Here is a 16,634-nt window from a genome sequence, read left to right as displayed (position 1 = left end):
GCCGAATACCTTCAGCAGATCCCTGAACAGACCCTCGCCCACCAACTGGTCTACCCCTACCGAAGCGACTCTGAATCCGTCCACAGCCAATTCGACCGAAGCTTGTGGAACCAGCGCATGATCTCCTACGGCCTCGAACGCCAAAGAGTCTTCGTCCTCGGCTTCGCACTCGCTCAGAACGCCACAAGCCGACGCGTCCACAGCGAACGGCACACCACCGCGCAGGACGATCGGTCCGGAATCGCCATGTCCGGTAAGGCGACATGATCAGCCATGCAGCATCGTCTGGCTTCGACATCGTTGCCTGGTCACACCCGCCAAGTGAGTCCGGCCCCAGGTCCGGCAGGCCGGTCGGCGTGCCGAGCGGGGCCGCGACCCCCGTCGAGCAGGGCCGGGACGAGCAGCAAAGCGCCGGACGGTTTCCTGTCCTGGCGTGCAGCAGGCGCATCCCGGTCGGCATCCGCAGGCGTCCCCGCCCTGAGGCGGGAGATTGCCTGCGGTGGCGGGCGGGACGGCACAACAGCCTTCCCGGCGCCCTGTACCCGGTAGACGCCGGCGGAACGCGTGCACGCATCGTGGGCCAACACGCCGCAGGACCTTGGGCTCACAGTCTGGAAGAAGAGTGTCCAGGATCACCGGGATATGTCACCAGTCTCCTCTCCCTGAGTCGCCGGCGGTTCGAGTCGGTACCCGTGTCCGCGCAGGGTGGTGAACTCGGGCAGGGCGACGGGCGCGTGTGCGGCGGACGCGGCCGCCTGCAGTCGGCGACGCAGGGAGGACATGGTGACGTCCAGGGTTTTCGTTGGGCCGAACCAGTTTTCGTCCCACACCCGCGCCATAAGCGTCTCCCGGGAAACCGCCTGCCCCGGGTGTTTGACGAGGACGGCGAGGAGTTCGAACTCTTTCGGGCGCAGTTCGACCTCGCGGTCAGCGAGGCGGCAGCGGCGTGCTGTGATGTCCACGGTCAGGTCGCCGATGCGGACCGGTTCACTTGGTCCGGGCGGGCCGGCCGGGCGGCGGCGCAGATGGGCGCGGAGGCGGGCGAGCAGCACGGTCAGGCTGAAGGGTTTGACCAGGTAGTCGTCCGCGCCCGCGTCCAGGCCCACGATCACGTCGATCTCCTCGCTGCGGGCGGTCAGGATGAGGATGAGGACATCGGGGTGCTCGTCGCGCAGTTGCCGGGCGACATCGATGCCGTCGACGTCGGGGAGGCCGAGGTCGAGGAGGACGACGTCGATGGGGAGCCGGGCGGCCTCGGCCAGGCCGGAGCCGCCGGTCCGGGTCCGGGTCACGGTGTAGCCGTTGGACCGCAGCCCTGCTTCCACATGCTGTCCGATGACCTCGTCGTCCTCGATGAACAGTACGGATACCGCGTCCTTGGCCCCTGTCATCCGCATGCTCCGAAGCGTAGAGCGGGTGACCGCCCGGGGGCGCGCGGACGGTCCGCTGTCAGAGTTCACGCAGCTCTTCTACGGCCGGCCGGGTGGATCTGCGGACTCCGCTCAGGGCCGCGCCGGCGATGGCCGCGAGGGCTGCCGCCAGGGTCAGAGCCAGATACGGCCAGGGCACGGCCACGGCTTCCGGTGGTGGATCGAAGACGCCGGTGAGTACCTTGACGAGCATCTGGGTCAGGGCCCAGCCGATGAGCGCGCCTCCGGCCAGGCCCGCCGCGGTGAGCGTGGCGGCCTCGCTGAAGACCAGTCCCTTGAGCTGCCGCCGCGTGGCGCCGAGGACGGTGGCGATGGCGAAGGTGCGGCGCCGTTCGGCGAGGCCGAGGGCCAGGACGATGCCGCCCGCGCCGGCCGCCAGAAGGACCGCGAAGGCGAGTTCGATCCGGGTGAGCCCGGACAGGTCCACGGAGGTGAGGCTGGATCCGACCTGGGACCGGGTTTGGGTGATGTCGGTGATCTTCGCGGTGGTGCCGAGTTGGTGGCGCAGCCGCGTGGCGACGGCCTTCTGGTTGCCGCCTCCGGTGTCGACCAGGAAGGTGCCGACCGCGTCGCTGCCGGTGGTCTTGGCGATGTAGCCGGCGTTGGCGACGAAGAAGCTGTCGCGCGGTGCGGTGGGGAATTCCTTGACGACGCCAGCGTAGTGGAACGGCACAGTGCGGAACGTCTTGGTGTGGGCGTCTTGCAGCCGCAGCTTGAGTGTGTCGCCGGGGGCCAGCTGGAAGTCCTTGACGGTCTCTTCGCTGACCAGGAGGGAGTCCGGCCGGGCGGCCAGTTTGGACATCAGGCTCTTGGCGCTGCCGCCGGCGAAGTAGGCGTTTTGCAGGGAGGTGGCGGAGGTGACGGTGGAGGGCCGGACCCCGTACAGGTCCTGCAGATCAGCTCCGACGTAGGCGAACCGGTGCTGAAGCGGTTCCACGTGGCGCACCCCGGGGATCGCCGCCAGAGGGTTGGCCGCGCTGGGTCCGGTGCGGGAGCCCGGTGACTGGGTCACCGTCACATCGGCGCCGTTGGTGAGCCGGGCGTCGACCTCGGCCTGCTGCTGGTAGGTGGAGTTGAACGCCGCGGTGGACACGGCGAAGGACAGGGCCAGCGCGAGCAGCACAACGGCCCGGGCCAGCGGGCGGCGCTGCCGGGACAGGCTCGCCGCGGTGGTTGCGGCCATGGCACCGGTCAGTGGCCGGACCAGCCGGGCGAGCGGACGCCGGCCGTAGGTCAGGGCGAGCGTCACCAGGCGCCACAGCAGAAGGGCGGAGCCGAGCCAGAGCAGGGCCGGCCCCAGGAAGGCCCAGTACGACACGGAGATGGTGGGGACGCCTTCCGGCGCCAGGACCAGGGAGTAGTTGTTGGAGCTGGATGCGCGGAAGACGAAGTAGGAAACGGCCAGCAGGATGAGGTCCGGGTAGAACTTCATCCAGCGCGGGGTGCCCGCCCGGCCCACCACCCGGCGGGCCTCGGTGAGGGTGCCCTGCCGCAGATCGCGCACCGCGGGCACCAGGACGGCCGCCGCGGCGATGACCAGCCCCAGCAGCACGGCGAGCGCGAACCAGCCGGCCGCCGATGCCGCGGTGGAGCCGAAGGACGCCGTACCGAAAGCGGCCCGGCCCACGCCCGCGGCGATGCCGAGGCCCAGCAGACCGCCCGCCACGCCGACGGCGGCCGCCTCGGTCACCGCGAGACCGACGACCTTGCGGGAGCCGAGCCCCCGGGTGCGCAGCAGGGCCTGCTCGCGCCGTCGCCGGTCGGCTCCGGCTCCGGCCACCGTCGCGGTCAGCAGGGCGGCCAGCACCGCCCCGGGCACGCCGAGGAAGAGGAAGAGGATCTGGGCGTAGAGGGCGTCCTGGCGTGCGCTGTCGAGCGCGGCGCCGAGGTTGTCGCCGACCAGCCCGCCACCGGCGGTGCGCGCCTCGGTGTTGTGCGCGGCACCGGTCACCGCGGTGTACGCGGCGGCGGGGTCGGCGGGCAGCCGGGCGTCCCGGGCGACATGGATCTGTGTGGTGACCGCGGCCGGGTCGGCGGCCTTGATGGGCGCCGTGGTTCTGGTGAACTGTGCGGCGGGCAGCAGGATGACGTTGTCGGGTGGCGCGGTGGGCTGGGTCTGGGGTGGGGCGCCGACCTTCTGGAAGAGGGAGTCGGCCTGGGGCAGGTCGACCACTCCGGCCACCTTCACATGTGCCGGTCCGCCTCCCGGACGACCGATGGTGATGGTGTCCCCGGGGGCGACATGCAGATTGGCCGCGGTCTGCTGGGCGATGAGCACCCCGGATGCGCTGCCCGTGAGCTGCCGTATCTCGCCGGGGAAGGCGGAGCGGTAGCCGGGTGGCAGGCCGAGCACGACACCGGGGCCGGTGCTCTGGGTGGATCCGCCGGTCCTGGCGTGGAAGCCGGTGCTGTGCGCGAATCCGACGGGGAGCGCGGTGCGCGTGCCGGGCGCGGACCGTACGGTGTGCAGCACCGTGGCGGGCTTGGCGCCGGGCTGGACCTGGACCTGCCAGTCGACCGCGACCGAGCGCACGGCGCGGTCGGTCATGGTGGATTTGGAGGCGGTCAGAAAGGAGCCGAGTGCGGCGACCAGCGCCACGGCGAGTGAGATGCCGAGCGCGGCGGCGAGGAGCCGGCCGCTGCGGCGCCGGACGAGCCCGGACAGCCAGGTGATGATCACGACGTCTCCCCTTGTGTCGCGTTCGGCCGCGCCCGCGGCGCGGTGCGTGGCCCGGACGCTCCGGGGGCGGGGAGCGTGGTGGCCAGCCGCCCCTCGTGCATGGGCCAGCGCTCGGTGAGGCGTTCGCCGACGGTGGGATCGTGGGTGGTCACCACGAGCGCGGCGCCCAGTTCGGCCGCCGTGTCCAGCAGGACGTCCACCACATGGCGGCCGGTGGCGCGGTCGAGCTGTCCGGTGGGTTCGTCGGCGAGGACCACCCTCGGGCGCAGCGCGAGCACCCTGGCCACCGCCACCCGCTGCGCCTGTCCGCCCGAGAGTTCTTCGGGCAGCTTGTCGGCGAGGTCCGCGACGCCGACGGCGTCGAGGGCGGACAGCGCGCGGCTGCGGGCCTCGGACTCCGAGGTGCCCGACAAGGCCAGCGGCAGTGCGGCGTTCTCCACCACGTCGAGGGCCGGGATCAGGCTCGGGGACTGGAAGACCACGCCGATGTCCCGGGCCGTGGCAGGGCGGCCGAGGGCCGGCCAGGCGATCTTCCCGCTGGTGGGCCGCTCCAGTCCGGCCATCAGGTGCAGCAGCGTGGACTTGCCGGATCCGGAGGGGCCCATGATGGCGATGCGGTCGCCGGCCCGTACCTGGCAGGTGGCGCCGTGCACCGCGACGACGGCGTGCTCGCCCTGGCCGTAGGTGCGGGCGGCGTCGCGGCAGTCGATGAGGGTGTCGATGAGGATGGTGTCGGTGCCGGGGGTGTTCACGGCTGGATCCTTCCGTCGCGCAGGACGAGCACCCGGTCGGCGAAGCCGACGACCTCGGTGTTGTGGGTGACGACAAGAACGCCGCGACCGGCGTCGGCCCGGCTCTTGAGCAGGTCGAGCACGCGTTGTTCGGTCCGTCCGTCCAGTTCGCCGGTGGGTTCGTCGGCGAGGAGCACATCGGGGTCGTTGGCCAGGGCGACGGCCAGCCCCGCGCGGGCCAGTTCACCGCCGGCCAGCTCATGCGGCAGGGCGTGGGCCCGGCCGCTCAGGCCCACCCCGTCGAGCAGGGCGGCGATATCGGACGCACCGCCACGGCGCCGTCCGGCGGCCGCCTGGGCGAGTCGGATGTTCTCCCGTACGTCCAGATGGGCGATGAGGTTGCCGGACTGCAGCAGGACACCGATGCGGCGGGCGCGCAGCCGGGCCCGCTGGGCCTCGGGGCGATGGCTGATCCGCTCCCCACCGACGTGGACATGACCTCCCGCCGGTTCGTCCAGCCCGGCCAGGCAAGCCAGCAGGGTGGACTTGCCCGAACCGGAAGGGCCGATCACGGCAACGGTCTCGCCGCGCTGGACATGGAGGGACACCCCGCGCAGCGCGAGGGTCTCCTCCTCGCCGGTTCGGAAGAACCGGTAGAGCTCCCTGGCATCGAGGGCGGTCCCCCCGTTGGGCCGTGCGGCTGCCGTGGAGGTGGTGGTGGTCATCACTGCCACCGGAGCGAATCGCTGACGATGCGCCAGGGGTCGACGTTGTCGGCGCCGGTCGGGCCGGTCAGGGTCAGGACGACCTGCCGGCCGTTATGGAAGAACACGTACCGCTCCACCGAGTCACGCACGCTCTTGCCGGTCACCTGGTTGGGGGCCGAGTCCGTCCGGTAAGTGATGTGGACGGCCTGTCCGGCCCTTCGGTGGACGGTGGTGACACCGCCGAGGGCGAAGTGCGTGGCCTGCTTGCGGAGGGCCGGAGCCATGTGTGCCTTCACCGACTGGACGGTGGGCGCGGCCCCGGCGGAACTCTGCGAGACCTCGACCTTGTTGAGCTTGTCACTGAAGGTGGTGGTGCCATGGGCGGAGGAGCGGGACCAGCCCTCCGGCACCTTGACCGTGAACCCGCCGGCGGGCGGCCGGTAGGCGACGTACACCTGGTTGTCGGGGATGTCGCCCGGCGGGTTGGACTCGGTGGGAGCCGGGCCGGTCCGCTGGGTGGACGACGAGCCGGAAGGGGCCTTGGAACCGCTGTGGGAGCCCCCGCCGGAGCCGGAGCAGCCGGCGACCACCGCGGTGGTCAGGGCGACGACGGCGGGAAGGGCGAGGATGGCTCGCTTGTTCATGGTGTCCTCCACATAGGCGAACCGCTGGTGGTCTCCGACGCTAGGGAGGAGGCGGTAAACGCTCGCCGTGACGACGGTTAGACGACGGCAAAACCGGCCGGTGGCGTCCCTGCCTCGGCCTCACCGGGCGCGCCCACGCTCATGATGGGCGTATGAGACAGCGCGTGATGCGGGTGGCCGTGGTGGCGGTGCTGGTGGCACTCGTCCTGCTGGCCACGCCGCTGGCGCTCGGGATCCAGACGTCCTTCTTCGCGGACGAGCGCGATGAGCTGGAGCGCGTGGCCCTGGCGGCCGCCATCCATGTGCCCCCGCAGTTCGTGGCGGGCGACCATGTGGAACTGCCCGCCCATGAGCGGGGAACCGATGTCGGGGTGTACGACCTCTCCGGGCGGCTGCGCGACGGCAGCGGTCCCAGGAAGGCGGACGCGATCACCCAGGCGGCCCGGGGCGGGGCGGTGACCCGGGGGCGCGGCGACCACCAGATCGTGGTGGCCGTGCCCATAGCGACCGGGGAGCAGGTGATCGGTGTGGTCCGCGCCTCGACCGGGGCACAGCAGGTCTGGCATCGCGTCATCCTGGCCTGGCTCGGCCTGGCCGGCACCGCCCTGGTCGCGCTGGTCACGGCCGTCGTGGTGGCACGACGGCAGGCGCGCACGCTCACCGCACCGTTGGAGGCGCTCTCGGCGAAGGCCGGAGCGGTGGCGGACGGGGATCTGACCGCGCGCGCCGAAGGCAGCGCGATCGCCGAGATCGACCAGGTGGCGCGCACCCAGAACGCCATGGTCGAGCAACTGGCCCGACGGCTCGATCACGAGCGCCACTTCACCTCCAACGCCTCCCATCAGCTGCGTACCCCGCTGGCCGGCCTGCAGCTGGGTCTGGAGGCGGCCGCCGCCGATCCCGACGCGGATCTACGAGCGGCGGTGACGGAGGCCCTGGAGCAGGTACGGCATCTTCAGCGGACTGTGGACGAGGTACTCCGGCTGGCCCGGGCGACGCCACGCCCCGGCGTTCCCGCGACCGCCCGGACCGCCGCCGAGGTGGTCGAGGGGGCGGAGCGCCGCTGGCACGGCACGTTCGCCGCCGAGGGCCGTCGTCTGGACTTCGGCGTCGAGCCCGGGGGCGGGGGCCTGCGGATCCCCGACCGCACCGCAGAGCAGATCCTGGACGCCCTGCTGGACAACGCCCTGCGCCACGGCCGCGGCACGGTCAAGGTCACGGTGCGCGAGCTGGAAATTGCGGTCGCCGTGGACGTGTCCGACGAGGGCTCGCTGACGCTCGACCGGCGGGCCGCCTTCGAACGGGGGGCGACGACATCGCGGGCCGGCAGTGGCATCGGCCTGACACTGGCGCGGGAAATGGCCGAGGCGGCCGGAGGGCGGCTCACCCTCGCCCGGACGGCGCCCACCACCTTCACCTTGCTGCTGCCGGTCGCGGAGCCACCGCCGCCACCGGAGTAAGCCGTCACAGGGGGAGGCGGGCGGCCGAAGATGACCGCCCGCCTCGGATGAGGTCCGGGGCTTCTTCCTACTCGTTGCCCTCGGACTCATGGTTGGCCTGGGAGCCGGAGTCGTTGTGACCGCCGGAGCCGTCCTCCTGGCCGCCCTTCTGCTCGCTCTCGCCCTTCTGCTCGCTCTCGCCCTTCTTCTCGCTCTCGCCCTTCTTCTCGCTCTCGCCCTTCTTCTCGTGCTCGCCGCCGCTCTTGGAGGTGGAGGGGCCCGGAGGGGTGGGCTGCTGCGCCGTGGTGGACACCGAGGACGAGGGGTGGGACGGCTGCGCGGCCGCCATGGCGGTACCGCCACCGACAACGGTCGTGACGATGGCCGCGGCGGACGCGGCGAGTACGGCTGCCTTCTTGCGCGTGTTCATGTTCAACCTTCGCTTTCGGTACCGGACGGACCTTCCAACCGGAATGCGCTCATCCTGTACCGGGGCAGCTGAGAGGAGCCTGAGGCGAGGTGGCGGAGGTCATGGAACCCTCCAGGGGTCCCTCAGCGAGCTCTCAGCTTGCTTCTCCCGCAGCCCCTTACGCTGAAAAAGAATATTCGGGGCATAGAGGAGAGAAAGGCGCACCATGCGTGTCCTCGTCATCGAAGACCATCCCACGCTGGGGCGTGCCCTGATCCATGGACTCACCATCGAGGGGTTCGCCGTGGATCTCGCCACGGACGGAGAGGAAGGACTGCACAAAGCGGGCGAGACCGCCTATGACGCCATCGTGCTGGACATCATGCTGCCGCGACTCAATGGCTACGACGTGTGCCGGCGGCTCCGGGCGGCGGAGGACTGGACCCCCGTGCTGATGCTCACCGCCAAGGACGGCGAGTACGACGAGGCCGACGGGCTGGACATCGGGGCGGATGACTACCTCACCAAACCCTTCTCCTATGTCGTTCTGACCGCCCGGCTGCACGCTCTGATCCGCCGGGGCTGCAGCCCAAGGCCCGCCATCCTGCGTGTCGGGGACCTCCTCCTGGACCCGGGGGGCCGCACCTGCGTGCGCGCCGGAACTCCCATCGAGCTGACCACCCGCGAGTTCTCGCTGCTCGAATATCTGGTGCGCCACGAGGGCCAGGTGGTGAGCAAGCAGGAGATCCTCACCCATGTCTGGGCCGAGCACTTCGATCTGGACCCCAATGTCGTCGAGGTCTACATCGGCTATCTGCGGCGCAAGATCGACGCTCCCTTCGAGGCGCGGTCCATCGAAACCGTCCGCGGGGCGGGGTACCGCCTCGCGGCGAGTGGCGGGTGACCCATGGGAACCCCCGCCGCGCCCCTGGCCTCCCGCAGGGCCTCGACGACGTCACGGACGCGCACCCGGCTCCCCCGCTGGCCCAGGTTGGGCCTGCGGATACGGCTGACACTCGCCGCCACGCTCGTCACCGCGCTCGGTCTGTGCCTGGCGGGCGCGCTGCTGGTGGTCAGCCAGCGCGCCTCGCTCATCCGCAGCCTGGACGACAGCGCCCGGCAGCGTGCGCTGATCATCTCAGCCGCCCTGGACAAGGGCCGGGCGGTGCAGCCGCTGCCCGCCTCCGGCACCGGTGACGACGTGACCCAGATCGTCGACCACCGGGGCCGGGTGATCGCGGCATCCGGGAACGTTGCGGGGGAACCCGCGCTGTTCCGGACGCCGAAACCGGCCCCCGGCAGCGAACCGTCGGTGCGCACCGCCCACGGGGTGCCACTGGGCGACCAGGGGACCTACCGCGTCGCCACTGTGTCGGCCGGATCGACGCAGGCCCCCGAGACCGTGTACGTGGGGCTCGCCACCGCCCAGGCCGACCGCAGCGTGGACGAGCTCGTCGCCAAGCTGGCCGTGGGCCTTCCGGTACTGACAGCCCTGCTCGCCGCCGCCGGATGGCATATCACCGGGCGGGCGCTGGTGCCGGTGGAGCGACTCCGCCGCCAGGCTGCCGAGATCACCGCCACCGACCTGCACCGCCGGCTGGATCTGCCGCCGGTCGCCGACGAGGTGAGGCGGCTGGGGGCCACCCTCAACGATTTGCTGGCCCGGCTCGACGAGGCCACTGCCCATCAGCGGCAGTTCGTGGCCGACGCCGCGCATGAACTGCGCAGCCCGGTGGCTGCCATCCGAGCCGAACTCGAGACCGCCGCCCGCCACCCCCACACCGACTTCTCCACCCGGCTGCCCGATCTGCTGGAGGAGACGGTCCGGCTCGGCCGGCTCATCGACGACCTCGTACGGCTGGCCCGCCTGGACGCTACTCCGGCTGCCGCACTCACGGCCGATGTCGACCTGGACGACCTGGTTCGGGCCGAGGTGCGGCGGCTGCACGTCCGCCCCGGTGTGGCCGTCGTCCGCGGCCGCATCCGCCCCGCCCGCGTCCGCGGGGACGCCGACGCCCTGTCCCGGGCCGTGCGCAATCTGCTCGACAACGCCGTCCGGCATGCCCGCCACCGGGTGGAGGTCACCCTGGACACCGCGCGTGGCGAGGCGGTGCTGAGCGTCCAGGACGACGGCGCCGGTATCGCACTCGCCGACCGAGAGCGGGTCTTCGAACGGTTCACCCGGCTGGATGACGCCCGCAGCCGGGACGCCGGAGGCTCCGGGCTGGGACTGGCGATCGTGTGGGAGGTGGCCACTCATCACGGCGGCCGCGCATGTGTGGAGGACGGCGGTCCGGGAGCCCGGCTGACACTGCACCTGCCCCTTTCGTAAGGGTTGGCGTGGTTTTCGTCAGATGTTGCCGTGGCCTGACTCTCGCCGCGGTGAGCGTTAACGGCCCCCTCTCCAGCGTGGAGAAGATCAGTGGTTCGCCCATGCGGAGGGAACACGACCGCCGCCGGACACTGTCGGAGGCGGTGCGCCGGTCGTGCCTCGGCTCGTGAGGGCGGGGCGTTCGCCGGCCGGGCAGGACCGGGACGCGACGGGCCCCGGGGCGGACGCCGGCGGCACGGCGGCCGCCCGCTGGCCGGGCCGACCGGATGGGGCATGTGGTAAGACCGGTCCGGGGCCGTCCGGGGCGGGCGGCGGATCGACGGATAAATCCGGCGAAGGCGCGGCGGGCAGGTGAACTACCAGGCGGGCTCCGCCGAGGCCGCCGTCGGCGAGGGGTGGGTCCTGGTCGGCGTAGGCGACGCCGCCGTGGGCGGTGACGACCTTGCCGACGATGGCGAGGCCGAGGCCCGAGCCGCCGGCCTCGCGGGAGCGCGCCTCGTCGAGACGGGTGAAACGCTGGAAGACTCGGGTCCGGTCCGCGGCCGGGATACCCGATCCATCATCGCTGACGGTGAGTTCCACGGTGCCGCCGCTCTCGCCCAGGGCCACGCGGACGTGCCGTTCGGCATGGCGACGGGCGTTGTCCAGGAGATTGCGCACGACACAGCGCAGCGCCTCGGCGTCGCCCCATACGCGGCCTCCCGAGACCCGCCGGGCGTCGATCTCCGCCCAGGCCAGGGAGCGCTGCCGACGGATCTCGGCCAGCACCACCTCATCCAGGTCGATGACACGCGCGGCCTGTGATCGCGGCCGGGCGGGATCCTCGCTGCGGGCCAGCGCGAGGAGGCCCTCGACGAGGTCGTGCAGCCGCTCCACGTCTTCCAGTAGGGCGGCGGCCACCTGCGGGTCACGGTCCGGATCGGGGTAACTGGACATGACCTCCAGCTGGGCGCGCAGCGCGGTCAGCGGGCTCCGCAGTTCATGCGCGGCGTCGGCGACGAAGCGGCGTTGCGCGACGGAGGCTTCGTCGAGGCGGGCGAGCATGTCGTTGAGGGTGACGCCCAATGCCTGGATCTCGTCCTGACAATCGGGCAGGTCCAGGCGGCGGTGCAGATCGGTCGCGGTGATGTCCGCGGCCTGGCGGCGCAGTGTTTCCACCGGGCGCAGAGTGCGGCCGGCCGTGAGCGAGATCGTCCAAGCCACCAGCGCCGTCAGCGCGGGGACACCGATCACGAGGCCGGTGGTCAGGCTGGACAGTGTGTGCTCGGCCTGGGCCAGGGACACCGCCACGACGATGGTGGCGGGCCGGTCCCCGATACGGGTTGGCCGGGCCAGTACGCGGAAGTCCCCTCCGTCGCCGATCTTAAGGTCGTGGAGGGTCGTGGCATGGCCCGCGACGACCTGCGGGGGAAGGGGGTTCGGGAACCCGCTGGGGCTGCCCGGGCCCGTGTCGTAATCGGAACTGGCCCGTACCTTCCCCGAGGCATCGAGCACCTCGACCACGTCGGCGTCCCCTCCGTTGGACGGGATGAGGGAACGCAACTGGTCGTGCCTGATGAGAGCCGAGACGTCGGACAGCCGCTGGCGCCCTGTGGTGTCCAGATCGCGCCACATCGAATACTTGAGGCCGAGCAGCAGCCCGAGACCGGCCGCGACCATCGCGATGGCGACGGCCGTCGTGGCCCATATGGTGACCCGCGTACGCAGGCTCAGCTTTCTCGTCAGCCGTCGCACCTGCACGAAGGACAGGCGGTCGGCGAGACGGCGCCGGGACACTCAGCCGCCCTTCCCGTCCAGTCGGTAGCCGACGCCCCGTACGGTTTCGACGGCGGACCGGCCGTACGGGGTGTCGATCTTGCGCCGGAGGTAGCCGACGTAGACCTCGACGATGTTCGGGTCGCCTTCGAACCACGCGTCCCAGACCTGAGCGAGCAGGTCGGTCTTGCTCACCACCGTGTCGGGGTGGCGCAACAGGAACTCCAGCAGTCCGAACTCGCGCGGCGTCAGGTCGAGGGTCTCCTCCCCACGACCGCACCGGTGGGCGGCCGGGTCCAGCCAGAGATCGCCCGCACGGAGAACCGGCGGCCGCTGGGGGGCGCTGCGGCGCAGCAGCGCGCGGATCCGGGCCAGCAGCACCACGAAGGAGAAGGGCTTGGTCAGATAGTCGTCGGCACCCAGATCGAGCGCGTCCGCCTCGTCGTACTCCCCGTCCTTGGCCGTCAGGATCAGAACGGGAGTGGCGATCTCCGCGGCGCGCAGCGTGCGGCAGACGTCGTAGCCGTTACGCCCCGGAAGCATCAGGTCGAGCACGATCACGGCGTAGTCGTGGTGCCTTACCAGACGGAGGGCCTTCTCACCGTCCTCGGCGATGTCGACGCTGAATCCCTCGGCGCGTAGCCCACGGTCCACCGCGGCGGCGATGTTCTGCTCGTCCTCGACCACCAGCACCCGCACGCGCATCACCTCGTGGCCGATCGGTCGGATCCACCGGAAGGCTGATCCTCGCTTGCGAGTCTAGGGGCCCACGCGCTGGTCAGCCGCGCGCTCTCAGCGGGCTCTCAGGGTCTCCTCAGCGCTCACTCAGGGTTCTCAGTGCCCGCACAGACCGTACACGGCACAGTGGGAAGTGCCTGCTTACCACGCAGGCGTCGAGTTCAACGGACATGCCGTCACCCCGACGAAAGGCGTCAACGTGGCTCCGACTTCCGCGCCGCAGCGAACGCATGAGCGTTTGCCCAGCACCGCGCCGAAGCCCGCCCCGCAAGTCTCCGAGCTCCGCGTCCCCCGCCCGGCTCCCGTCGGACGCTGGGTCCTGATCATCGCCGGGGGTTACGCGGCGGGTCTCACGGCCTCCGCCTTCGGCGTTCCCGCCCCCTACCTCCTGGCCTCGCTGCTGGCCGGCGCCGCCCTGGCGCTGTGCGGGGTGGTCCGTGACCGGCTGCCGGCGCCGGCGGGCCGCGCCTCACAGGCGCTGGTCGGCGCTCTGATGGGCAGCTACCTCACCCCGGCCGCCCTCGTCTCCGCCGCCCCCGTCGCGCTGCCCATGACCGTGGCCACCGCGGCCACCATCGCGCTGAGCGTCGGGGTCGCCTGGCTGCTGGCCCGCCGTGGCCGCATCAGCCGGCCCAGCGCCGTCCTCGGCATGGTGCCCGGCGGTTCCGCCGCGATCGTCACCTGCGCCGACGAACTGAACGCCGACGTACGGCTCGTCGCCTTCACCCAGTACCTGCGCGTCGGCCTCGTCGCCACCACCGCCCCGCTGGCTGCACACTGGATGACCTCCGGCCGGCCGTCGGCCGCATCGGGTCACCCGGGCGGGGGCGCCGGAACCGGCCTCCTTCACCTCGTGGCGGGGGCGGACCAGCTGAGTGGCCTGCTCGCGCTCGCGGCCGTCTGCGTCGCCGGCTCCTGGGCCGGCCGGCGGCTGCGACTGCCCACACCCATGCTGATCGGCCCCATGCTGGTCGCACTCGCCGCCACTCTCAGCGGCGCCGTGCCCGGCTTCGCGCCCGTGGGGGTACTGCAGAACATCGTCTTCGTCCTCGTCGGCCTGGACGTCGGCGTACGTTTCACCCGCCAGACGCTCATCAGCGTGCGGCGCCTCCTGGCACCGATCCTGGTCTGCATGACGGTCGTCTGCCTGGGCTGCGCCGGGATGGCGTGGGTCTTCGCCGGCCTGACCGGCACTCCGTTCACCGACGCCTACCTCGCCACGACACCCGGAGGGATCAACGCGGTCCTCGCCACGGCCGTCTCCTCGCACGCGGACGTCGCCCTGGTCTCCACCGTCCAGAGTCTGCGCCTGCTGGTGGTCGTCCTGGTGACCCCGCTGATTATCCGCCAGTTGGCCGCGAGCCGACCGCAACCACCGTCCCGCGTGGGCGGGGACATGGCGCGGACCGGACCGGCTGACGGACTGACCGACACCGACTGACCGACCGCCCAGCCGTCGAAAGGGGTTCCCGTGGAAACCTCGTGTCCCGCCTCAGGCCAGCGATGGGTCGCACTCGTCGATCGCGGAAACGGATGCGTCGAGACATGCGACATCGTGGAGTGGCGACGCGAGGACGAGGAACTCGTCGGCTACATATGCGGCACGGGCGGCGCGGCCCGAGGGGACAAGGCCCGCGTCGTCCGTGCTGACCGCCACCCGGGATTCCTGACCTACGAACGACGGCCGCAGGTGGTCTGCGCTCTACCCGGGATGGGGTGGACGGTCTGCTACCGCCTCGACACACCACCCGATGGCCTCCCTGGCGCCGATGGCGTCGAACGCCGTCCGGTGCTCGCCTGGCTCGTGTACGACGACGGAACGGTCACGCCGTGCGACGTGGACCACGACGGCCTCGTCTACTGCAGCACGGACACCCCGGAACTGGCACATGTCGAACCCCCGGATCCGGTGATCGGCTGACCGCCGACCCGTGGGTCCATGAGGTGCGCGGTCGTGGTCTGATGTGGGGGATCGAGATGGCGAACCCCGGCGACGGCCGGCCCGCGGCCACGATCGCGTCCGCGATCCAGACCTACGCGCTGCGGCACGGGCTCATCGTCGAACGCGGCGAGCGCGAGGACGCGGTGATACGCCTCCTGCCCCCGCTCAGCGTCACTGCCGAGGTCGTGGACATGGCCTGCGCGACGCCGAACATATCGTCACGGCGCATGAGGCGGGTCACGATGTCGTCGTCGTGGTACCCGCCATGGGCGACACCACCGACAGGCTGCTACAGCTGCCGCTGGAAATGAACCCCGAGCCGTCCTCGCGCGCACTGGACGTGCTGCTGACGGCGGGTGACCGCGATGGCGATTCACACGTTGGAGGCCCAGGGGTGCTCGTTCTCGGGCCCGCAAGCCGGTGTGATCACGACCTCGGTCCACGGTGAAGCCCAGATCATCGACGCCAGACCGGAGCGGGTACGCCGGGCCCTTGCTCGGGGCGCGATCGTGCTGGTGGCCGGGTTTCAGGTCCTCAGCCGGGAAACTGAGGAGATCACCGCCCTCGGCCGAGGTGGCTCCGACACCACGGCGATCGCCCTGGCCGCGGCGCTCAAGGCCGACGTGCCGCGCTGCGGCGGTCCGTAGACGTACCCGCTCAGCTCGCCCAGATACCGGTGATGTCCGACGCGGTGGCGGCGTGTCCGGCGTGCGAGGTGTCGTACATGTCCTCGATGGTGCGCAGCACGTCGTAATGGTCGTACCTGGTCGCCGATCTGCTGCCCGCGGCCACCGGCTGACCGTACAGCACCGTGGCGATCTTGTTCTTGCTGTGTTTGTTGTCCTCGTCGAAGGTCACCAGGAGGAGGCTGTTGTGGGTCTTGGCCCAGGCCGCGTAGGCGCCGAGGTGCTTCTCCAGCCAGGCGTCACCGGTGGAGACCGGGCAGTCATGCATGTCACTGCACAGATTCGGGATGACGAAGGAGACCGTGGGCAGCCTGGCGTAGACGGTCGGGAACTGTGCGAACGTCTTGGCACTGGATCGGGGGACGTTGCGGAACCCGAACCACGGGTTGTGCTTGCGCGCGTAGCGTCCGCTGTCGCAGGTGGTCGAACCTTGGCTGGGCAGCGACTCGTTGTAGCCGGCCCAGGTCTTTCCGACGGCCGTCAGCTCGGAGGCGAGGTTGGCGGCGGAGCGGAAGCCGGGGGTGTAGCAGCTGTCGTCGGTGATGCCCTGCGTCGCGCCGGAGAAGAGTGCGAAGTAGTTGGGCTGGCTGGGGTGGGTGATGGCGTAGGAGCTGGTCAGGACGGCGCCGCCCCTTCCCAATGAGTTGATGTACGGAGCGCTGGGGCTGCCGATGATCTGGTCGTACGCGTGATTCTCCATGACGACGACGACCACGTGGTCGGGCGTGGGGACATGTCGGGCCCTGTGCCCGGTTCCTGCGGCTCCCGTCCACGTCGCGGCCGCCGCTGCGGCGACGCCGAGGGCGTAGGCGAGCAGACGGACGGTACTCCGGGGGCGTGTTCTGGACGAGGTGATCACGGGGCCTCCGGTCACAGCAGAGCCGGAAGATATGTCGGTTTTTATTCTTCATGTTTCCGGTCGGTCTCGTGCCCGAGGCCCGTGCTCGGTCAGCGCTGAGTAATCCGTGTGGACGGCTCCGGCGCGTGCGGGTGGCCACGAGATGCCATGGTGGCGATATGACCAGGGAGGACGTGGCGATGTCGGATGAGTCGAAGCCGCTTCTCGCGTAGGGGATCGCCTCGTGAAACCCCGGCCGTCGGCCATCACCGTCGAAGCAGGGGACGGCCGTGCCCTTCGATG

General features: G+C 71.1%; 17 protein-coding genes. 8 read left to right on the top strand and 9 right to left on the bottom strand.

Annotation, left to right across the window (positions count from 1 at the left end; translation table 11 throughout):
- Positions 1-117 precede the first annotated feature (117 nt).
- Positions 118-267: a hypothetical protein gene (locus CGL27_RS50250; RefSeq protein WP_162953093.1), complete on the top strand. Its 150-nt coding sequence runs from the start codon at positions 118-120 to the stop codon at positions 265-267.
- 365 nt (positions 268-632) lie between these two features.
- Here the strand turns inward: CGL27_RS50250 and CGL27_RS28930 are convergent, their stop codons facing one another.
- From CGL27_RS28930 to CGL27_RS28910, 5 genes are read right to left on the bottom strand one after another with little or no spacing between them, the layout of a single operon-like run.
- Positions 633-1,397 (bottom strand): response regulator transcription factor, encoded by a 765-nt coding sequence (locus tag CGL27_RS28930; RefSeq protein ID WP_119990982.1) that lies wholly within the window; start codon positions 1,395-1,397, stop codon positions 633-635.
- Between the two features lie 52 nt (positions 1,398-1,449).
- Entirely contained in the window at positions 1,450-4,110 is a 2,661-nt protein-coding gene (locus CGL27_RS28925) for an FtsX-like permease family protein (protein WP_119990979.1), read from the bottom strand.
- Entirely contained in the window at positions 4,107-4,862 is a 756-nt protein-coding gene (locus tag CGL27_RS28920) for an ABC transporter ATP-binding protein (protein ID WP_119990977.1), read from the bottom strand. The genes CGL27_RS28925 and CGL27_RS28920 overlap by 4 nt, the downstream gene beginning before the upstream one ends.
- Positions 4,859-5,566: an ATP-binding cassette domain-containing protein gene (locus CGL27_RS28915; protein WP_119990975.1), complete on the bottom strand. Its 708-nt coding sequence runs from the start codon at positions 5,564-5,566 to the stop codon at positions 4,859-4,861. Before CGL27_RS28915 ends, CGL27_RS28920 begins: the two co-directional genes overlap by 4 nt.
- Complete coding sequence (locus CGL27_RS28910; RefSeq protein ID WP_119990973.1) at positions 5,566-6,192, bottom strand: hypothetical protein; 627 nt, start codon at positions 6,190-6,192, stop codon at positions 5,566-5,568. The genes CGL27_RS28915 and CGL27_RS28910 overlap by 1 nt, the downstream gene beginning before the upstream one ends.
- A gap of 152 nt (positions 6,193-6,344) precedes the next feature.
- Between CGL27_RS28910 and CGL27_RS28905 the strand changes: the two genes are divergently transcribed.
- Positions 6,345-7,652, top strand: a complete 1,308-nt coding sequence (locus CGL27_RS28905) for a HAMP domain-containing sensor histidine kinase (protein ID WP_240450672.1) — start codon at positions 6,345-6,347, stop codon at positions 7,650-7,652.
- A gap of 67 nt (positions 7,653-7,719) precedes the next feature.
- Here CGL27_RS28905 and CGL27_RS28900 read toward each other — a convergent pair whose 3' ends face one another.
- Positions 7,720-8,061, bottom strand: a complete 342-nt coding sequence (locus tag CGL27_RS28900) for a hypothetical protein (RefSeq protein ID WP_119990970.1) — start codon at positions 8,059-8,061, stop codon at positions 7,720-7,722.
- A gap of 205 nt (positions 8,062-8,266) precedes the next feature.
- Between CGL27_RS28900 and CGL27_RS28895 the strand changes: the two genes are divergently transcribed.
- Both CGL27_RS28895 and CGL27_RS28890 read left to right on the top strand, forming a co-directional pair.
- Positions 8,267-8,944, top strand: a complete 678-nt coding sequence (locus tag CGL27_RS28895; RefSeq protein ID WP_119990968.1) for a response regulator transcription factor — start codon at positions 8,267-8,269, stop codon at positions 8,942-8,944.
- A 3-nt stretch (positions 8,945-8,947) separates the two neighbouring features.
- Positions 8,948-10,372 carry an ATP-binding protein gene (locus CGL27_RS28890; RefSeq protein WP_119990966.1) on the top strand — a complete coding sequence of 475 codons (1,425 nt, stop codon included), beginning with the start codon at positions 8,948-8,950 and terminating at the stop codon, positions 10,370-10,372.
- An 87-nt stretch (positions 10,373-10,459) separates the two neighbouring features.
- On the opposite strand, the gene CGL27_RS28885 is transcribed toward CGL27_RS28890, so the two are convergent.
- On the bottom strand, positions 10,460-12,148 hold the full coding sequence (locus CGL27_RS28885; RefSeq protein WP_119990964.1) for an ATP-binding protein: 1,689 nt from the start codon (positions 12,146-12,148) through the stop codon (positions 10,460-10,462).
- Positions 12,149-12,826, bottom strand: a complete 678-nt coding sequence (locus CGL27_RS28880) for a response regulator transcription factor (RefSeq protein ID WP_119994597.1) — start codon at positions 12,824-12,826, stop codon at positions 12,149-12,151.
- 277 nt (positions 12,827-13,103) lie between these two features.
- Between CGL27_RS28880 and CGL27_RS28875 the strand changes: the two genes are divergently transcribed.
- From CGL27_RS28875 to CGL27_RS28860, 4 genes are all read left to right on the top strand, one after another.
- Complete coding sequence (locus CGL27_RS28875; protein ID WP_240450671.1) at positions 13,104-14,306, top strand: AbrB family transcriptional regulator; 1,203 nt, start codon at positions 13,104-13,106, stop codon at positions 14,304-14,306.
- 114 nt (positions 14,307-14,420) lie between these two features.
- Positions 14,421-14,786, top strand: coding sequence for a hypothetical protein (locus CGL27_RS50245; RefSeq protein WP_162953092.1), 366 nt, complete (start codon positions 14,421-14,423; stop codon positions 14,784-14,786).
- Positions 14,787-14,842: 56 nt separating this feature from the next.
- A complete protein-coding gene (locus CGL27_RS28865; RefSeq protein WP_240450670.1) occupies positions 14,843-15,118 on the top strand; it encodes a hypothetical protein in 276 nt (91 codons plus the stop codon).
- 54 nt (positions 15,119-15,172) lie between these two features.
- Positions 15,173-15,454 carry a hypothetical protein gene (locus CGL27_RS28860; RefSeq protein ID WP_240450669.1) on the top strand — a complete coding sequence of 94 codons (282 nt, stop codon included), beginning with the start codon at positions 15,173-15,175 and terminating at the stop codon, positions 15,452-15,454.
- Positions 15,455-15,464: 10 nt separating this feature from the next.
- Here the strand turns inward: CGL27_RS28860 and CGL27_RS28855 are convergent, their stop codons facing one another.
- The gene (locus CGL27_RS28855; RefSeq protein WP_205587944.1) at positions 15,465-16,349 is read right to left on the bottom strand and encodes an alkaline phosphatase family protein; all 885 of its coding nucleotides are present in this window, start codon (positions 16,347-16,349) and stop codon (positions 15,465-15,467) included.
- Positions 16,350-16,634: the final 285 nt, after the last annotated feature.

Source organism: Streptomyces sp. 11-1-2 (assembly GCF_003595545.1).
Classification (GTDB): domain Bacteria; phylum Actinomycetota; class Actinomycetes; order Streptomycetales; family Streptomycetaceae; genus Streptomyces; species Streptomyces hygroscopicus_B.
Note: the sequence above shows the minus strand (reverse complement) of the source record. Positions and strands in the feature narration are given on the sequence as shown.

What these genes read in the sequence shown, in the direction of transcription:
- CGL27_RS50250 (WP_162953093.1), top strand. Translation starts at nt 118, where the DNA reads ATGATCTCCTACGGCCTCGAACGCCAAAGAGTCTTCGTCCTCGGCTTC.
- CGL27_RS28930 (WP_119990982.1), bottom strand. Translation starts at nt 1,397, where the DNA reads ATGCGGATGACAGGGGCCAAGGACGCGGTATCCGTACTGTTCATCGAG.
- CGL27_RS28915 (WP_119990975.1), bottom strand. Translation starts at nt 5,566, where the DNA reads ATGACCACCACCACCTCCACGGCAGCCGCACGGCCCAACGGGGGGACC.
- CGL27_RS28910 (WP_119990973.1), bottom strand. Translation starts at nt 6,192, where the DNA reads ATGAACAAGCGAGCCATCCTCGCCCTTCCCGCCGTCGTCGCCCTGACC.
- CGL27_RS28905 (WP_240450672.1), top strand. Translation starts at nt 6,345, where the DNA reads ATGAGACAGCGCGTGATGCGGGTGGCCGTGGTGGCGGTGCTGGTGGCA.
- CGL27_RS28900 (WP_119990970.1), bottom strand. Translation starts at nt 8,061, where the DNA reads ATGAACACGCGCAAGAAGGCAGCCGTACTCGCCGCGTCCGCCGCGGCC.
- CGL27_RS28895 (WP_119990968.1), top strand. Translation starts at nt 8,267, where the DNA reads ATGCGTGTCCTCGTCATCGAAGACCATCCCACGCTGGGGCGTGCCCTG.
- CGL27_RS28890 (WP_119990966.1), top strand. Translation starts at nt 8,948, where the DNA reads ATGGGAACCCCCGCCGCGCCCCTGGCCTCCCGCAGGGCCTCGACGACG.
- CGL27_RS28865 (WP_240450670.1), top strand. Translation starts at nt 14,843, where the DNA reads ATGGCGAACCCCGGCGACGGCCGGCCCGCGGCCACGATCGCGTCCGCG.
- CGL27_RS28860 (WP_240450669.1), top strand. Translation starts at nt 15,173, where the DNA reads ATGGCGATTCACACGTTGGAGGCCCAGGGGTGCTCGTTCTCGGGCCCG.